Genomic DNA, 17,867 nt, shown 5'->3' with positions numbered 1-17,867 from the left:
CGTGAACCAGTCAGTCACCACCGGCGGTTTTCCGCCGCGAGGGCGGAAAACCGCGTGCGCGTGCGCCACGGGGGCGCGCAGACTGACCCGGTGATCGACATCACCCCCCACCTCGTACGCGCCCTGATCTCGACGCAGTTCCCGGCCTGGAGCGAGCTGCCGGTCCGGCCCGTGGACCGGCAGGGCTGGGACAACCGCACCTTCAGACTGGGCGAGGAACTGACCGTCCGGCTGCCGAGCGCGCAGGGCTACGCCGCCGCCGTGGCGAAGGAGGACCGCTGCCTGCCCGAACTGGCCCGGCACGTGCCCCTGCCCGTGCCGGAACCGGTGGCCCTCGGCGCGCCGGGGGAGGGGTACCCGTACGCGTGGTCGGTGCGCCGGTGGCTCCCGGGGGACACGGTGGAGGTCGCGCCGGACGTCGACCGGACGCGTCTGGCCCGTGACCTCGGGGACTTCCTGCGCGATCTGCGCGGGGCCCCGCCGGGCCGGGGTCCGGCGGCCGGACGGCACTCGTACTTCCGCGGGTGCCACCCCGGCGTGTACGGCGACGAGGTCGAGCAGGCCCTGGACCGGCTGGCGGACACGGTCGACGTCGCCGCCTGCCGGGCCGTCTGGGCGCAGGCGCTGACGTCCGCCTGGCCGTCGGCGCCGACGTGGTTCCACGGCGACGTCGCCGTGGGGAACCTCCTCGCCCGGAACGGCACCCTCTCGGCCGTCATCGACTTCGGTTCCTCCGGCGTCGGCGACCCCGCGTGCGACCTCGTCATGGCCTGGACGTACTTCACCGGCGAGGAACGGAAGATCTTCCGTGAGGCGGCCGGTCTCCCCGACGACACCTGGCGCCGGGCCCGTGGCTGGGCGCTGTGGAAGGCCCTGGTGACCACGGCGGGCCTCTCCGGCCCCGACCCGGAGGGACGGCAGCGCCGGGTGATCGACCAGGTGCTGGACGACCCGGTCGTCTAGGTCGGTTTCTGTCCTACTGCGCACCTACCGTGCGGTGCATGACCACTCCCGCGGACACCGAAGCCCTGGCGTTCCCCGACGCCGACCGCCTCGACGCCTGGCTGACCGCCCATCCCGCCCCCGGCACGCGCCGGCTCTGGGTCAAGGTCGCGAAGAAGGGGTCCGGCATCCCTTCAGTCGGCGCGGGGGACGTCAATGACGTGGCCCTCTGCCACGGCTGGATCACCGGCGTCCGGCGCCGCGTGGACGAGGCGTACTTCCTGCAGCGGATCACCCCGCGGCGGCCGGGCGGAGACTGGTCGATGGTGAACGTCCGACGGGTGGCCGAACTGACCGCCGCCGGCCGTATGCGCGTCGGCGGCCTCGCGGAGGTCGCCGCGGCCCGGGCGGACGGGCGCTGGGCGGCGGCGTACGCGTCGCAGAAGGAGGCGACCGTCCCCGACGATCTGGCGGCCGCCCTCGCCGGGCGTCCCGCCGCCCGCGACGCCTTCGCACGCCTGGGCAGGACGGACCGGTACCTCATGGTGCTGACGCTCCTCAGGGCGCGCACTCCCCGTACCCGGGAGACCCGGTTGCGGTCGGCACTCGCCGCCCTGGAGACGCAGGGCCCGGACGGGATCTGACGGGGAGCGGGCGGGACCCGACGGGGAGCGGGCGGCGAGGACGGCGGCGGTCTCCACGGCGACGGCGTCCCGGTCCGCCGCGTCCTCACGCTTCGTCGAGCCCGAGTCCTCGACAGGTCTCAGCCCGCGGCGCGGATCGCCGAGATGTCGAAGGTCAGCTTGATCTTGTCGGACACCAGCACACCACCCGTCTCCAGGGCCGCGTTCCAGGTGAGGCCCCACTCGGAGCGCAGGATCTCCGCCTTGCCCTCGAAGCCGACGCGCTCGTTGCCGAAGGGGTCCTTGGCGGCGCCGTTGAACTCCAGGTCGATGGTGAGCGGCTTGGTCGTGCCGAGGATCGAGAGGTCACCGGTGATGCGGTAGTCGTCGCCCCCGAGAGCGACCGCCTCGGTGGAGCGGAAGGTCATCGTCGGGAACTCGTCCGTCCTGAAGAAGTCCGCGCTCTTCAGGTGACCGTCGCGGTCGGCGTTGCCGGTGTCGATGCTGTCCATCTTGACGTCGATGGAGGCGGTGGACCGGGACGGGTCCGAGCCGTCCAGGTGCAGGCTGCCGGAGAAGTCCAGGAAGCCGCCCTTGACGTTGGTGACCATGGCGTGGCGGGCCGTGAAGCCGATCGTGGTGTGCGACGCGTCGATCGTGTAGTCACCGGTCAGCGCGGCGAGGTCGGGGTTCACCGCGGAGGTGGTCGCCGTGGCGGTGGCGGTCTCGGTGGTCGTGTTGTTGCGGCCGAAGATGCCCATGACGTGACTCCTTGAGGGATGTCGTTCAATGTTCAACGAACTGAACAAGCCCCACCGTAGACCTATTCCGTTCAAGTTTCAACCTTATCGCCACGGTGATCGACTTGTCACTCACTGTTGATCCTCGCCGGGCGAGATGGTAGACGGCACGGGCATGACCCCCACGCGCCGTACCGTCCTGCTCCTCACCGCCGCCCTGGCGGCCGCGCCACCGCCCCCCGCGCACGCCGCCGGCCGGACCGCCGCGGGTGACGACGCGTACGACACCCTCCGCCGGCGCTGGCTCACGCTCGCCCTCGGCGAGGGCTACGACCCCGCCGCCGAGCCCTACGCCACCCGGCTGCGCGAGACCGGCGACCTCGCCCACGCCTTCCGCGCGGCCATGGAGCCGACCGCGGACTCCCTCTGGCCCGGCCACCGCTTCGACCCGCCCGCGGGCATCACCCAGAGCTACAGCCGCCTGTGGACGATGGCCCAGGCGTACGCACAGCCCGGCACCGGCCGCACGGGCGACCCCGGTCTCCTCGCCGACGTCCTGCGCGGTCTCGACCACCTCACCGCGACGGTGTACCACCCCGCCACCACCCGCTACGGCAACTGGTGGGAGTGGCAGATCGGCAGCCCCCGCCTCCTGATGGACATCGTGGCCGCCCTGTACGACGAACTGACCCCCGCCCGACGGGCCGCGGCCTGCGCGGCGGTCGACCACTTCGTCCCCGACGCCCTGCTCCACGACTACGGCGGCATCTCCACCGGGGCCAACCGCGTCGACCTCTGCCGCTCCGTGGCCCTGCGCGGCATCCTCGGCCGCGCCCCCGAGAAGATCGCCCTGGCCCGGGACGCCCTCTCGCCGGTCTTCCCGTACGTCACCCGCGGGGACGGGATGTACGCCGACGGTTCGTTCGTGCAGCACACCTGGGTGGCCTACTCGGGGACGTACGGACAGGTGATGCTCGACGGACTGGGCAGGCTCTTCGCCCTGCTGGCCGGGTCCGCGTGGGAGGTGACCGATCCGAACCGCCAGGTCGTCCTCGACGGCGTCGAACGGGCCTACGCGCCGCTGATCCATGACGGGCTGGTGATGGACAGCGTCAACGGCCGTGCCATCAGCCGCGGCTACCTCAAGGGCGACGACCGCCACATCCTGCGGAGCGACCACTTCCACGGTCAGGGGATCATCGCCGCCCTCGCGCTGCTCGCGCTCGGCGCCACCCCCGCCGAGCGCGAGCGGTGGCACGGGCTGATCAAGGGATGGATCGCCCGGGACACGGTCACCCCCCTCCTCACCGCGCGGCAGTTCGGCGTCGCGGACCTGTCCCGCCTGCACGCCGTCGCCGCCTCCCCGGTCGCCGCCGCGCCCGCACCCGTCGGTCACCGTCTCTTCCCCGCCATGGACCGGGCCGTCCACCGTCGTCCGGGCTTCGTGGTGAACATCGCCATGGCCTCCGACCGCATCGCCCACTACGAGTGCGGCAACGGCGAGAACCCGCGCGGCTGGCACACGGGCGCGGGAGCCACCCTCTGGTGGGCCGCCGGGCACGGCGGCCAGTACACCGACTGGTTCTGGCCCACCGTCGACTGGTACCGCCTCCCCGGCACCACCGTCTCCACCAAGCGGCTCGCCGACCGGGAGGGCGGCGAATGGGGCGCTCCGAAACCCGCCGTGCGCTGGGTCGGCGGCACCACGGACGGCGAGTACGCGGCGATCGGCCAGCACCTCAAGGGGCTCGGCTCCACGCTGGAGGCCCGCAAGTCGTGGTTCTGCCTCGCGGACGCCGTGCTCTGCCTCGGAGCGGGCATCACCTGCGCGGACGGGGTGCCCGTGGAGACGGTGGTCGACAACCGGAACCTGGGGGCGAGCGACGGCATCGCGCACCCCCCGCTCGTACGCGGCCGGCTCTGGGCGCACCTGGAGGGCCACGGCGGCTGGGTCTTCTCCGACCCCCCGGCGGGCACCCCGGGCGGCCTGTCCCCCGCGCCCGCCCTGCGCACCCTCCGCGAGGACCGCACGGGCGCCTGGTCCGACATCAACACCGGCGGCACGACCGAGCGCCGTACCCGGCGCTGGCAGACCCTCTGGCTGGACCACGGCACCGATCCGGTGAACGCCGGCTACGCCTATCTGCTCATGCCCGGAGCGTCCCGCCACGCCGTCGAGGCCCGTGCCGCCGATCGGCGCTGGTTGTCGATCCTCGCCAACGACAGCGCCTGCCAGGCCGTCCACGTCCCCTCGCTCGGGCTGCTCGGCGCGGTCTTCTGGCAGCCCGGTACGGTGGGCCCGCTGACGGCCTCCGCCGGGGCCTGTGTGCTGGTACGCCGGCGGGGGAGGGCCGCCACCCTCCGCGTGAGCGAACCGCCGCGCACGGGCGAGCCGGTGGAGATCATCTGGAACGGCCCGTTCCGCGAGGTGGTCCGGGCCGACGCGTCCGTCGAGGTGCTGGAGTCGGCGCGCGGTCGGCTACGGCTGCGGGTCACCCCCGGCACGGCGTGCGCCACCCACACCTGTGACCTGACTCTCCCCTGAGCCGCCCGACGGGCCTTTGTGTGACCCCTACAAGCCCCACACCCCCTGAGCAGTCGGTTCGCCTGCATGCCGACGACGTTCTGTTCAGGGGTACCAGGAAAACACGCCGGAGACTGTACGGAGTCGACGGACCGCTTTGCTCGCTCGGCTTCGTATGGTCGCTACATGACCGTTTTGGATGAGGCACCGGGTGAGCCGACGGACGCACGCGGGCGAGTGGCCGAACTGCACGAGATCCGTGCCCAGGCTCTGGCCGGCCCGAGCGAGAAGGCGACCGAGGCGCAGCACGCCAAGGGCAAGCTGACCTCCCGGGAGCGCATCGAGCTGCTGCTGGACCCGGGCTCCTTCAACGAGGTCGAGCAGCTGCGCCGGCACCGGGCCACCGGCTTCGGTCTGGAGGCCAAGAAGCCGTACACCGACGGTGTCGTCACCGGCTGGGGCACGGTGGAGGGCCGCACGGTCTTCGTCTACGCCCACGACTTCCGTATCTTCGGCGGCGCGCTGGGCGAGGCCCACGCCACGAAGATCCACAAGATCATGGACATGGCCATCGCGGCCGGTGCCCCGCTGGTCTCGCTCAACGACGGCGCGGGCGCCCGTATCCAGGAGGGCGTCTCCGCGCTCGCCGGCTACGGCGGCATCTTCCAGCGCAACACCCGCGCGTCGGGCGTCATCCCGCAGATCTCGGTCATGCTGGGCCCCTGCGCGGGCGGCGCGGCCTACTCGCCCGCCCTCACGGACTTCGTCTTCATGGTCCGCGAGACGTCCCAGATGTTCATCACCGGCCCGGACGTCGTCAAGGCGGTCACCGGCGAGGAGATCACCCAGAACGGCCTCGGCGGCGCGGACGTGCACGCCGAGACCTCCGGCGTGGCCCACTTCGCCTACGACGACGAGGAGACGTGCATCGCCGAGGTGCGCTACCTCCTGTCGATGCTCCCGCAGAACAACCGCGAGAACCCGCCGCGCGTCGAGCCCTCCGACCCGGTCGACCGCCGCAGCGACGTCCTGCTCGACCTGGTCCCGGCCGACGGCAACCGGCCGTACGACATGACCAAGGTCATCGAGGAGATCGTCGACGACGGCGACTACCTGGAGGTCCACGAGCGCTGGGCCCGCAACATCATCTGCGCGCTGGGCCGGCTCGACGGCCAGGTGGTCGGCATCGTCGCCAACCAGCCGCAGTCCCTCGCGGGTGTCCTGGACATCGAGGCATCGGAAAAAGCTGCGCGCTTTGTCCAGATGTGCGACGCTTTTAACATCCCGATCATCACGCTGCTGGATGTCCCCGGGTTCCTCCCGGGCGTCGACCAGGAGCACGGCGGAATCATCCGCCACGGCGCCAAGCTGTTGTACGCGTACTGCAACGCGACCGTGCCCCGGATCTCCCTGATCCTGCGCAAGGCGTACGGAGGTGCCTACATCGTCATGGACAGCCAGTCCATCGGCGCCGACCTCACGTACGCGTGGCCGACCAACGAGATCGCCGTCATGGGCGCCGAAGGTGCCGCCAACGTCATCTTCCGGCGGCAGATCGCCGAGGCCGAGGACCCCGAGGCGATGCGGGTCCGGATGGTCAAGGAGTACAAGGCCGAGCTGATGCACCCGTACTACGCGGCCGAGCGTGGCCTCGTCGACGACGTGATCGACCCCGCGGACACCCGCGCGGTCCTCATCCGCTCCCTCGCGATGCTCCACAGCAAGCACGCGGACCTGCCGTCCCGCAAGCACGGCAACCCGCCGCAGTAACCCGTCGGTTCCCTCCCGGTACCCCAGCGGAAACCTCATCCACGGAGACTGACTTCCATGAAGCTGCCTGATATTCGCGTCGAGAAGGGTCACGCCGAGCCCGAGGAAGTGGCCGCGATCACCGCGCTGCTCCTGGCCCGTGCCGCCGCCCAGCCCGCCGAGACCCTCCCGGCCCACCGAGGCCGCCTGCGCGCGGGGTGGCGCCGCCTGGAGCGCGAGCCGGGGTTCCGGGCGCCGCACAGCTGGCGCTGAGCCTTGTTCGACGAAGGGGCCCTCTCCGAATGGAGGGGGCCCCTTCGCGTGTGGGTCGGGTGCGGGTGGGTGGGGCTTCTCGCGCAGTTCCCCGCGCCCCTGAAAAGCAAGGGCTGCGCCCCGCGCTTTTCAGGCCCGCAGGGCCTGGGTTTTTAGGGGCGCGGGGAACTGCGCGAGCAACCCCCACCCACCCGCACCCGACCCATGACGAAGGGGACCCCTCCCGGAAACAGGAAGGGGTCCCCTTTCGTACTCGGCCGAGCGCCGCGGGCCTACCGCAGGCGAGCCATGAGCGCGTGCTCGACCAGCGTGATCAGCGCCGACTTCGCGTCGGACCGGTGCCGCGCGTCCGTCGTGATGATCGGCGTGTCCGGACCGATCTGCAGCGCCTCCCGGACCTCGTCCGGGTTGTACGGCTGCTGTCCGTCGAAGCCGTTGAGGGCGATGACGAAGGGGAGTCCGCTGTTCTCGAAGTAGTCGACGGCGGGGAAGCAGTCGGCGAGGCGGCGGGTGTCGACGAGGACGATGGCGCCGATGGCGCCGCGGACGAGGTCGTCCCACATGAACCAGAAGCGGTCCTGTCCGGGGGTGCCGAACAGGTACAGGATGAGGTCCTGGTCGAGGGTGATGCGGCCGAAGTCCATGGCGACCGTGGTGGTCGTCTTGTCTCCGGTGTGGGTGAGGTCGTCGATGCCCGCGGACGCGGACGTCATCACGGCCTCGGTACGCAGCGGGTTGATCTCCGAGACGGCCCCGACGAACGTGGTCTTGCCCACGCCGAAGCCACCCGCCACCACGATCTTCGCCGAGGTGGTGGAGCGGGAAGGACCGCCGCTAGAGCTTGCGAAGTCCACTGAGCACCCTTTCGAGCAGTGTCACGTCTGGCTGGCCGCCGGCGCTCTCGTCGCCGCCGGGCTGATGAATGGCGACCAGACCCGCCTCCGCCAAGTCGGCGACGAGGATTCTGGCCACGCCGAGAGGGATCGTCAGCAGGGCCGAGATCTCGGCCACCGACTTGATCTCCCGGCAGAGGTTGCAGATCCGCTGATGCTCGGGCAGCTGGCCCTGCATCTGGTGCGGCTGTGCGGTGGTGTGCACCAGCGCCTCGATGGCGAGCTGGTAGCGGGGCCTGGTGCGGCCGCCCGTCATGGCGTACGGACGCACCAGAGGGTTGGTCGCCGCCCCTGCGGGCGACGGCTCGGGGGTGCGGCGCTGCGGCTGCACGGGCTGGATACGCGGTGCCGGCGGCTGGTCGTACGGAGAAGGGCCGGGGCCCTGCGGTACGTACGGCTGCTGGCGGCTCGGTGCGGAGGGGAAGTTGTACCGGTTCTGGTCACCCTGGCCCGGCCCCTGGCCAGGGTAGGACCAGTTGCCCGACGATGAACCGCCTGGGGGTGTTGCCACGTTCTCTCCTCCTCCGACTGTGCTGGCATCCATGGCTCATTGGAAGCCGCGTCCCGAAACCTTACGGCCCCGGGACGCCAAAACGCACCGTCTGACTGTTAGTTGAGCAGGCTGCCCTGGAGCTCCGCACGCAGATCGGGCGTCAGAACCGTGCCGGCACGGTCCACCAGAAGGGCCATCTCGTACCCGATGAGACCGATGTCGGCCTCCGGATGTGCGAGAACGGCGAGGGAAGAACCGTCGGAAACGGACATGATGAAGAGGAATCCCCGCTCCATCTCCACAACCGTCTGATTGACGCTGCCACCCTCGAAGATGCGGGAGGCACCCGCGGTCAGAGAGGTCAGACCCGACGCGACGGCCGCCAGCTGGTCGGCACGGTCGCGGGGAAACCCTTCGGACATCGCCAGAAGGAGTCCGTCGGCGGAGACCACCACCGTGTGCGACACCCCGGGGGTGTTGTCCACGAAATTGGTGATCAACCAGTTCAGGTTCTGCGCCGCCTGGCTCATCGGGCTCACACTAACGCTCCTGGTTGTAGGTGCTGTCAGGACCACTGTGGTGATTCCTAGTGGCCTGGCCGTTCGTTTCACTGCTTGCGTTGCGCCCCCGCTGGACACCCCGGCGCAGGTTGCTCAGCCTGCCCCGGACGTCCTCGGGAGCGCGGGAGATCTGTGGACCTCCCTGCGGGGTCGTCTGGGCGGCGCCCTCGACCAGGTTGGCCTTGGGCACCCGCCGCGGCAGGCCGGAGGAGGTGACCCCGCCCGCCTTGGGCTTCTTCAGCTGGGAGGCCTGCTGCCAGCGCGCGTCGTTGTCCGAGCGCCAGTCGCCGTTCGGTCCCCCGGCCGTCGGCTGGTCCTGGGTCACTTCCTGCCGTCCGTTCACGGCGCCCGCGCTCGTGCCGCCCACGCTCGCGGTGGATCCGCGGCGGGGGAGGCCGGCGTCGGTCAGCGCGTGGCCGGCGGAAGGGGTGGGACCCGGACGGTCGAAGCCTACGCGTTCCGGCTCCTTCACGTCAGCGGCCTGCGAAGATTCCGGTTCCGGAGCGTACTCGGAGCGGTAGGAACTCTGGTAGTCCGGCTGCTGCGGCTGCTGCTGCGGCCAGTCGTCCTGATAGGGCTGCTCGTCGAAGCCGGCGTACGTCTCCGGGGCGCTCGCGGCGGTCGCCGTGTGCTCCTCCTGGACGGCCTCCGCGTACGCGGGCTCGGGGTAGCCGCCGGTGGCGGTGAACGTGTCGTTCCCGCCCGGCAGATGCCCGTTGCCGTTCACCACGCCGTTGGTGCCCTGACCGTAGTACGCCTCGTCGTACGACGGCTGCTGCGGCTCCTCGTACGCCGTCTGCTGGTCGAACGACTGCTGCGGGTCCACGTAGGCCGTCGCGCCGTTGTCGTAGGACGGCTCGGGCGACTGGAAGTCGTCGCCGTAGCGCGGCGTCTGGCCCGGGGGCAGCTGCGGGCTCTGGTGCGCCTGGGACTCCAGGGCCGCACGGCGCTCCTCGCGCATCAGCGAGCGGCCCACGGGGTCCAGGTCGCGGATGTCGTCCGGCACCTCGTAGCGGCTGTCGTCGAAGCCCAGCTCCGCGGCGGTCCGCATCGGGGCCAGGCCCGGCTGCTGGAACGAGTGCTGCTCCGGGATGATCTGGGAGACCGTGAACTGGTCGGCCGCCGGCTGCTGCTCGCCACCGCCACCGTGGGTGATGACGTCGGGGAGCATGACCAGCGAGGTGGTGCCGGCCTGCTCGCCCGAGGGGCGGAGCTGGACACGGATGCCGTGCCGGTCGGACAGCCGGCCGACCACGAACAGACCCATGCGCTGCGAGATCGCGGCGTCCACGGTCGGCGGGTTGGCCAGCTTGTGGTTGATGTCCGCGAAGTCCTCGGCGGTGAGGCCGATGCCCTTGTCGTGGATCTCGATCATCACGCGGCCGTCGGGCAGACGGGTGGCGGTGACGCGGACCTTGGTCTGGGGCGAGGAGAACGTGGTGGCGTTCTCCAGCAGCTCGGCCAGCAGGTGCACGAGGTCGGTCACGGCACGGCCGTGGATCTCGGCCTCCGGGACGCCGGACAGCTCGATGCGCTCGTACTGCTCCACCTCGGAGGAGGCGGCGCGCAGCACGTCGATCAGCGGGACCGGCTGGTCCCAGCGGCGGCCGGGCTCCTCGCCGGCGAGGACCAGGAGGTTCTCGCCGTTGCGGCGCATACGGGTCGCCAGGTGGTCCAGCTTGAAGAGGTTCTCCAGCTGGTCCGGGTCGGCCTCGTTGTTCTCCAGGTCGGTGATCAGGGTCAGCTGGCCCTCGATCAGCGACTGGTTGCGGCGCGAGAGGTTGGTGAAGATCGCGTTGATGTTGCCCCGCAGCAGGGCCTGCTCGGCGGCGAGCCGGACGGCCTCGCGGTGGACCTGGTCGAAGGCACGGGCGACTTCGCCGATCTCGTCCGTGGTGCTGATGGGGATCGGCGCGACCCGGGTGTCGACGCGGCCGGGGTCGGTGCGCGAGAGCTGGTCGACCAGCATCGGCAGACGCTGCTCGGCGATGCCGAAGGCGGCGTTGCGCAGCTGGCGCATCGAGCGGCTCATCTGGCGGGCCATGATCCCGGCGATGATGAAGGCGGCGAGCAGGGCCACGATGACGATCGCGCCGTTGACGTAGGCGTCGCGCTGGGCGTCGGAGGCGATCTGGCCGGCCTCGGACACCGCGCGGTTGATCAGGTCGGTCTCGACCTCGCTGTAGCCCTCGAACTTCAGCGTCGAGGCCGCCATCCAGTTCTGGTAGGTGACGCCCTGCTTGGCCAGGTCCTCGGGCGAGGCACCGCTGCCGATCGCCTGGACCATCTTGAGCATGGTGTCCGGCGGCGGGACGTAGTTCTTGTCCTTGGCCGCGGCCTCGGCGGCCTGCTTCTTGCCCTCTTCGGTCTTCTGCGTCATGACCGACTGCAGACGCGCGGCGTCGGCCTCGGTACCGCCGGAGATGTACTCCTGTACGGCGATGTTCTCCAGGTAGGCGTACGAGGTGAACGCGGTGACCTGCTGACGGAAGATCTTCGGGTCCTCGCTGGGCCTGACCAGCAGGTGGGTGCCGATCGAACGCTGCAGGGAGGCGGCGCCCTTGGCGAGCGTGACCGCGTAGACCGTGCGGCCGTAGGCGGTGATGTTGCCGGTGCCGAGGCCGAGCTCGTTGGAGAACTCCGCCAGGAGGTGCTCGACGGTGACGTAGCCCTCTTCGGTCTGCACCGGGTCGGCGGCGCGCGTGAAGGCCGTCTGCCGGAGCTTCTCCAGCTGGGGCTCGGCCTCCTCGACCAGACGCAGCCGGCGCTCCAGGCCCTGCCCGGACGGCATTCCGACGACCTCCGCGTGGAAGGCGTCGGCCTTCTCGTCGGTGAAGGCGCGGGCGTCCTTGACGACCTCGCTGTCCCGGTCGCCGTCCAGCAGCGGCTGGGCCGAGATGTCCCGCTCGTTGAGCAGCGCCTCGGCGTAGACACCGGCGGCGGATACGATCTTGGCGACCTTCTCGGCGTCCCGTGCTTCCTGCCAGGTGTCGATCGAGCTCTTCACCTGGAACCCGCCCATGATCAGGCCGACCAGCACGGGTATGAGGAGGATCGCGTTCAGGCGAGTGGGTACCCGCCAGTTACGGGGGGAGAGACGGCTTCCGCTGGGCGCGGGAGCTGCCGTCGGCTCCGGTCCGGTCACTTGTGCGGGTGCCGCTCCGCGCGGCGGCGGGGTGAAGTTGCCCCGCGCCGACGGCTCGGGACCTTTCTTGCTTCGCCTCACTCGACCAACAACCTCTCGGCGCCGGCACCTACGTCGTGCCGCGGGTGACTCCACGCCCTAGTACGTCTTTGACTAATGGGCAGTTCAGGCATTCCAGCACGTCATGTTGAGGACTTCCAAACACTGGGAGGCAACGATTCCGCGTGATGTAAGTCCCAGATAAAACGGTCATAAAGAGCGAGCCCCGCCAAAAAGCGGGGACAAAGTGAGCGCAGCGGTACTGATCGACCGCGACGCGTGGTCGTACCACCCTATTTCTCTGTCGAAACGTTATGAACACCGAGGCCGACCGTGTCAAAGGACACAGCCGGCTCCGGTGTAACTACGACAACTGGCGTATGCGGTTATGGACTTGGGTCCTGTTTTGGGCCCAGCCGTGGTGCTTCGGCTGTGCGGAACTACCGCAGCCGTGCCATGAGCGCGTGCTCGACCAGGGTGATCAGCGCCGACTTCGCGTCCGCGCGGTGGCGGGCGTCCGTGGTGATGATCGGGGTGTCGGGTCCGATCTGGAGCGCCTCGCGGACCTCGTCGGGCGTGTAGGGCTGGTGCCCCTCGAAGCCGTTGAGGGCGATGACGAAGGGGAGTCCGCTGTTCTCGAAGTAGTCGACGGCGGGGAAGCAGTCGGCGAGGCGGCGGGTGTCGACGAGGACGATGGCGCCGATGGCGCCGCGGACGAGGTCGTCCCACATGAACCAGAAGCGGTCCTGTCCGGGGGTGCCGAACAGGTACAGGATGAGGTCCTGGTCGAGGGTGATGCGGCCGAAGTCCATGGCGACCGTGGTGGTCGTCTTGTCTCCGGTGTGGGTGAGGTCGTCGATGCCCGCGGACGCGGACGTCATGACGGCCTCGGTACGCAGCGGGTTGATCTCCGAGACGGCCCCGACGAACGTGGTCTTGCCCACGCCGAAGCCACCCGCCACCACGATCTTCGCCGAGGTGGTGGCCCGCCCCGATTCAGAGCTTCCGAAGTCCACTGAGAACCCTTTCCAGCAGAGTCACGTCCGGGGCGCCACCGGCGTTCTCGTCGCCACCGGGCTGGTGGATCGCGACGAGTCCGGCCTCGGCGAGGTCCGCCACGAGGATCCGTGCCACACCGAGCGGCATGGACAGCAGGGCCGACACCTCGGCCACCGACTTCACCTCGCGGCACAGGTGGCAGATCCGCTGGTGCTCGGGGAGCAGGCCCGTCAGGTGCGCGGGGTCTGCCGTCGTGCTGATCAGCGCCTCGAGGGCGAGCTGGTAACGCGGCCGCGTCCGGCCACCGGTCATGGCGTACGGCCGAACCAGAGGCTGGTCGCCCTCGTCTCCGTACGGCTCTGCGTACGGATCGTGAGGAGCGGTGGGCGGGGTCATTGATCCTCCGAGCGGGACAGCAGGTCGGTCAGTCGTGCCGTCTGACGGGGGCCGGTGGGGGGATTGTGTCGGCCGGACGGTGATGTGGTGAGGTCTGTGGATCCGCAGGCGTCAGTGGAGCAGACTGCCTTGGAGTTCGGCGCGCAGATCGGGCGTGAGCACGGCGCCCGCGCGGTCGACCAGCAGTGCCATCTCGTAACCGACCAGGCCGATGTCGCACTCGGGGTGGGCGAGCACGGCCAGGGACGATCCGTCGGAGACGGACATCAGGAACAGGAAGCCGCGTTCCATCTCGACCACGGTCTGGGCCACGTCCCCGCCCTCGAAGATCCGGGACGCCCCGGCCGTGAGCGAGGTGAGACCGGAGGCGACGGCCGCGAGCTGATCGGCACGGTCGCGCGGAAAGCCTTCCGACATCGCCAGAAGAAGGCCGTCGGCGGACACGACGACGGTGTGGGACACCCCGGGGGTGTTGTCCACGAAGTTGGTGATCAACCAGTTGAGGTTCTGTGCCGCTTGGCTCATCTGGCTCAACTAACGCTCCTGCTGGTGAGTGGGGCTCGGGAAGCTGCCGGTCTGGCCGTTGCCGGCCTGTCGACCCTGCGCGATGCCCCGACGGAGATTGGTCAGTCGGCCGCGTACGTCGTCAGGCGAACGCGAGACCTGCGGACCGGTTTGGTGCTGTTGCTGCTGAGCCGTGCCCGGCACGAGGTTCGCGCGCGGGACCCGGCGCGGCAGGCCGGAGGTGGTGACCCCGCCCGCCGAAGGCTGCCGGGCACGTTCGGCCTGGCGGACCAGGTCGTCGTTGGGCGTGCTGCGCCACGCGGTGGACGCGGGCGCGGCGGGTGCCGCCGGACGCTGAGGAGCGGCCGGAGTCTGGGGAGCGGGCGCGGCGGCCTGCTGGGGCGCGGAACCGTTGCCCGGCCGGCCCTGCTGGTTGCCGTTCTGGCCGTTGTGCCCGCTCTGGCCACCCTGACCGTGGAACCAGTTGGTCTCCAGCGTGTCGTAGAGCGGCGTACGGCCGTCCATCGGACCCGTCGCCGGGGGCAGGGCCTCCGGCTCCTGCGGGCGCGCGGGACGCTGCGGGGGCACCGGCGGACGCTGCGGCGGAACCGGCGGACGAGGAGCGTCGTAGCCCCCGTTCACCTGCGGCCGCTCGAACTGACCGGTGTCCTGGGAGTTCTGCCGGCCCGGCGTGTCGTACCGCCCGGGACCCTGGCCGTTCTGCCCGCCGTACTGTCCCGGGTCCTGCGGACCGGGGCGGCCGGGAGCACCGTACTGACCGGCGCCCTGCTGGTTCGGCCGGCCCGGCGCCGGGAACTGGCCCGTGCCGGAGGCGTCGTAGCCGGTCGCGGCGAACTGGCCGGTGGACGAGGGGTCCTGCGAGGCGCCGCGGGACGGACCGGTGGGCGCCGGCGGAGCACCGGCCCCGCCGAACACGTCGGAGCGGACGTAGGAGCCGGTGCCGTCCTGTGCGGGCGTGCCCGCGCCGGGGCGACGGCTGTCGAAGTCGGCGCCCGGGGTGGGCGGGAAGTCCGGAGCCCGGCCGGGCTCGACGCGCGGCATGGGCGCGGTGACGTCCGGCTGCTCCTCGTGGCCGCGCGGGGCGTCCAGGGAGGCACGCGGCACCGGGGGCTGCGCGTTGTCGTCGCTCCAGCTGGGCGTCCGCGACGAGGTGTTGCCACCGGGCAGCTCGGCGCGCGGACCACCGCGGCCGGGCAGCTGCGGACGGCGCCTGCCGGAACGTTCCTTGCCCTGCTTGGGCGGGACGGCACCGGGGCCGTTGTCGGCCCCGCCGGGCCGGGACGCGCCCGCGTCACCGGGACCGCCGGCCGGGCGCAGGCCCGAGCCGGTCGGGAAGCCGCCCTGGCGACCGGAGTCGTCGAAGCTCTCGAAGCTGTTCGGGCCACCGGTCCCGGCGGCCTGCAGGCCCTGCGGGGCACCGGGCGCCTGACCGCCGCCGAACGCACCGCCGTTGCCGAACCCGCCGGCACCGGCGCCGGCCGGAGGCCGACCGCCCTGCGGGGGCACCGGCGGACCGCCCTGCGGGCCACGCGGGCCGCCGGGGTTGCCGAGACCGCCCGGACCACTGGGGTTGCCGGGCAGCGCGGCCCGCGGACCCTGGCCCGCGCCGACCTGTCCGCGCTGCGGAGGACCGCCGAGCAGACCGCCGCCGGCGGAGGGGCCGCCGAGCGGAGGAGCCGACGGGCTGCCGGTCTGGCGGCGCGCGGCGGCGGCACCGGCCGAGGCCTGCGCGGCGGCCGGACCACCGGTGGAGGGGCCGCCCTGGCCGGGCTTGCCCGGGGCGGGCTTCTTGTTGCCCTGGGCCACGTCGACGGGAAGCATGACGAGCGCGGTCGTACCGCCCGAGTCGGACGGGCGCAGCTGGATACGGATGCCGTGGCGCTGCGACAGCCGGCCGACCACGAACAGACCCATGCGGCGGGAGACCGAGACGTCCACGGTGGGCGGCGAGGCGAGCCGCTCGTTGATCGCCGCGAGGTCCTCGGGGGAGAGGCCGATACCGGTGTCGTGGATCTCGATCAGCACCCGGCCGTCGGGCAGGGCGTGACCGGTGACCTTGACCTTGGTCTGCGGCGAGGAGAAGGAGGTGGCGTTCTCCAGCAGCTCGGCGAGGAGGTGCACGAGGTCGTTGACCACGCGGCCGGCGACCTCGGTCGTCGGCACGGAGGCGAGTTCGATGCGCTCGTACTGCTCCACCTCGGACGCGGCGGCGCGGAGCACGTCGACCAGCGGGACCGGACGGGTCCAGCGGCGGCCGGGCTCCTCACCGGCGAGGACGAGGAGGTTCTCACCGTTACGGCGCATGCGGGTGGCGAGGTGGTCGAGCTTGAACAGCGAGGACAGCTGGTCCGGGTCGGCCTCGCGCGACTCCAGTTCGGAGATGAGCGACAGCTGACGCTGGATGAGGCCCTGGGAGCGGCGCGAGAGGTTGGTGAACATCGCGTTGACGTTGCCCCGCAGAAGGGCCTGCTCGGCGGCGAGGCGGACGGCCTCGCGGTGCACGTCGTCGAAGGCCGCGGCCACCTGGCCGATCTCGTCCCGGGAGTGCACACCGACCGACTCGACGGAGGTGTCGACGTCCTGCGGGTCCGACTCCGACAGCTGCTTGACCAGCTCGGGCAGCCGGTCCTGGGCGACCTTGGTCGCGGTGTCCTGCAGTCGGCGCAGCGAGCGGATCATGGACCGGGCCACGACGAACGCGCCGACGAGGGAGACACCGAGGACGAGCAGGATCAGCGCACCGGAGATGATCGCCTCTTGCTCCGCGTCGGCGCGGAGGTTGCGGGCGGTCTGTTCCATCTCCTCGAGGAGCGAGCCCTCGATCTTCTTCATCCGCTCGATCTTGGCACCGGAGTCGTCGATCCAGTCCCTGTACGAGCGCTTGTCCTGTCCGCCCAGACCGCTGGCGCTGCCGAGAACCCGGTCCGCGTAGACGTCGGAGGCCTCGACGGTGGGACTCGCGTCGTCGATCGGCTTGGTCACGTCCTCGGCACCGGCACCGTAGATGTCGGAGAAGGTGCTGCGGTCCGACTCCTCGTTCGCCAGGGCCGCGTTCGCGTACAGCCGGTCGTTCTCGGAGAGCTTGCCGGCCTTGTCGTCGGAGTCGGGCAGGGCCGCGGCGATGACCGCGCGCTGCACGGAGGCGTACTCCTTGGCGGAGGAGAACGCCGCCAGGGCACGGGTCCGCTTGATCATGTCCGGGTTGCTGGTGGCCTCGGCCATGTCCGTGGACAGCTCCAGCAGCTGGTCGATCAGGCGGTGGTACGCCTCGACCGTCTGCGTGGAGTTCTTGGGGTCCACGTAGGCGTTCTTGCGGATGCTGCTCAGGTTGTAGAGCTCGCGCACGACCCGGACGAGGCTGTCGCGCACACCGGGCATCTTCTCGGTGGTGGTCGCGGTCTCGGCGGCCTGGGTCGCGTCGGTGAACTGGGTCCGCGCCAGGTCCGTCTTCTCGCGGGCGCCCTTGATCGTGTAATCGCCGGCGTTCACGCCGTGCGCGAGGGGACCGGCGGACTCGTCGCGCTCGTTCTGGAGCGCGGTGGCCAGCTCGGTCGCCTGCTTGGTCATGTCGGTGAGCAGCCGCATGTTGTCGAGCTGCTGGATGTCGTCCACGTTGTCGCCGATGCGCAGGGCACCGAGCGAGGTCGCCGCCACCACGGGGAGCGCGAGCAGCGAGACCAGACGGGTCGAGATGCGCCAGTTGCGCAGGGCTACGCGGGAGCCGCTCGTGCCTCCGCCGGTGGTACCGCCCTTGGGCTTCCCGGGCTGCTGGGGAGCAGCTGACGCGCCGGGGCGCCCGGAGCGCTCACCGCCGTCGCCGATCTCCGCCGGACCCGGGTTCTGGGCGTGCTGGGGGGAGGAACCGTTACCGGTTCCGTTGTGTGGCTCCGGCTCCGCCGAAGCGCTGCCATCCCTCTTGAAACGTCCCTGCACTAGCGTCGCAACCTCTGGACCAGGCGCCCCACC

14 protein-coding genes are annotated in these 17,867 nt (G+C 71.1%); 5 read left to right on the top strand and 9 right to left on the bottom strand.

Annotated features, from left to right (window positions below):
• Positions 1–90: 90 nt before the first annotated feature.
• Both PYR72_RS15775 and PYR72_RS15770 read left to right on the top strand, forming a co-directional pair.
• Complete coding sequence (locus tag PYR72_RS15775; protein ID WP_275455933.1) at positions 91–963, top strand: aminoglycoside phosphotransferase family protein; 873 nt, start codon at positions 91–93, stop codon at positions 961–963.
• A 38-nt stretch (positions 964–1,001) separates the two neighbouring features.
• Positions 1,002–1,586 (top strand): YdeI/OmpD-associated family protein, encoded by a 585-nt coding sequence (locus PYR72_RS15770; protein ID WP_275455932.1) that lies wholly within the window; start codon positions 1,002–1,004, stop codon positions 1,584–1,586.
• A 119-nt stretch (positions 1,587–1,705) separates the two neighbouring features.
• Here PYR72_RS15770 and PYR72_RS15765 read toward each other — a convergent pair whose 3' ends face one another.
• Positions 1,706–2,326 carry a YceI family protein gene (locus PYR72_RS15765; protein WP_275455931.1) on the bottom strand — a complete coding sequence of 207 codons (621 nt, stop codon included), beginning with the start codon at positions 2,324–2,326 and terminating at the stop codon, positions 1,706–1,708.
• Between the two features lie 154 nt (positions 2,327–2,480).
• Between PYR72_RS15765 and PYR72_RS15760 the strand changes: the two genes are divergently transcribed.
• From PYR72_RS15760 to PYR72_RS15750, 3 genes are all read left to right on the top strand, one after another.
• Positions 2,481–4,850, top strand: coding sequence for a polysaccharide lyase 8 family protein (locus PYR72_RS15760; protein WP_275455930.1), 2,370 nt, complete (start codon positions 2,481–2,483; stop codon positions 4,848–4,850).
• A 165-nt stretch (positions 4,851–5,015) separates the two neighbouring features.
• The gene (locus PYR72_RS15755) at positions 5,016–6,599 is read left to right on the top strand and encodes an acyl-CoA carboxylase subunit beta (RefSeq protein WP_059084072.1); all 1,584 of its coding nucleotides are present in this window, start codon (positions 5,016–5,018) and stop codon (positions 6,597–6,599) included.
• Positions 6,600–6,656: 57 nt separating this feature from the next.
• Positions 6,657–6,851 carry an acyl-CoA carboxylase epsilon subunit gene (locus tag PYR72_RS15750; RefSeq protein WP_013000464.1) on the top strand — a complete coding sequence of 65 codons (195 nt, stop codon included), beginning with the start codon at positions 6,657–6,659 and terminating at the stop codon, positions 6,849–6,851.
• Between the two features lie 272 nt (positions 6,852–7,123).
• On the opposite strand, the gene PYR72_RS15745 is transcribed toward PYR72_RS15750, so the two are convergent.
• From PYR72_RS15745 to PYR72_RS15710, 8 genes are all read right to left on the bottom strand, one after another.
• The gene (locus PYR72_RS15745; protein ID WP_013000463.1) at positions 7,124–7,705 is read right to left on the bottom strand and encodes an ATP/GTP-binding protein; all 582 of its coding nucleotides are present in this window, start codon (positions 7,703–7,705) and stop codon (positions 7,124–7,126) included.
• Positions 7,686–8,255 carry a DUF742 domain-containing protein gene (locus tag PYR72_RS15740; protein WP_013000462.1) on the bottom strand — a complete coding sequence of 190 codons (570 nt, stop codon included), beginning with the start codon at positions 8,253–8,255 and terminating at the stop codon, positions 7,686–7,688. The genes PYR72_RS15745 and PYR72_RS15740 overlap by 20 nt, the downstream gene beginning before the upstream one ends.
• Positions 8,256–8,353: 98 nt before the next feature.
• Complete coding sequence (locus PYR72_RS15735; RefSeq protein WP_005479603.1) at positions 8,354–8,767, bottom strand: roadblock/LC7 domain-containing protein; 414 nt, start codon at positions 8,765–8,767, stop codon at positions 8,354–8,356.
• Positions 8,768–8,777: 10 nt separating this feature from the next.
• Positions 8,778–12,023, bottom strand: a complete 3,246-nt coding sequence (locus tag PYR72_RS15730) for a nitrate- and nitrite sensing domain-containing protein (protein ID WP_275455929.1) — start codon at positions 12,021–12,023, stop codon at positions 8,778–8,780.
• A 398-nt stretch (positions 12,024–12,421) separates the two neighbouring features.
• Positions 12,422–12,997, bottom strand: coding sequence for an ATP/GTP-binding protein (locus PYR72_RS15725; RefSeq protein ID WP_013000460.1), 576 nt, complete (start codon positions 12,995–12,997; stop codon positions 12,422–12,424).
• Positions 12,978–13,376, bottom strand: a complete 399-nt coding sequence (locus tag PYR72_RS15720; protein WP_037695902.1) for a DUF742 domain-containing protein — start codon at positions 13,374–13,376, stop codon at positions 12,978–12,980. The genes PYR72_RS15725 and PYR72_RS15720 overlap by 20 nt, the downstream gene beginning before the upstream one ends.
• A 111-nt stretch (positions 13,377–13,487) precedes the next feature.
• Positions 13,488–13,901: a roadblock/LC7 domain-containing protein gene (locus PYR72_RS15715; RefSeq protein ID WP_005479910.1), complete on the bottom strand. Its 414-nt coding sequence runs from the start codon at positions 13,899–13,901 to the stop codon at positions 13,488–13,490.
• Between the two features lie 9 nt (positions 13,902–13,910).
• The gene (locus PYR72_RS15710; RefSeq protein ID WP_275455928.1) at positions 13,911–17,834 is read right to left on the bottom strand and encodes a nitrate- and nitrite sensing domain-containing protein; all 3,924 of its coding nucleotides are present in this window, start codon (positions 17,832–17,834) and stop codon (positions 13,911–13,913) included.
• Positions 17,835–17,867 lie beyond the last annotated feature (33 nt).

It is taken from the genome of Streptomyces sp. VNUA24 (genome assembly GCF_029167005.1).
Lineage (GTDB): Bacteria > Actinomycetota > Actinomycetes > Streptomycetales > Streptomycetaceae > Streptomyces > Streptomyces scabiei.
Note: the sequence above shows the minus strand (reverse complement) of the source record. Positions and strands in the feature narration are given on the sequence as shown.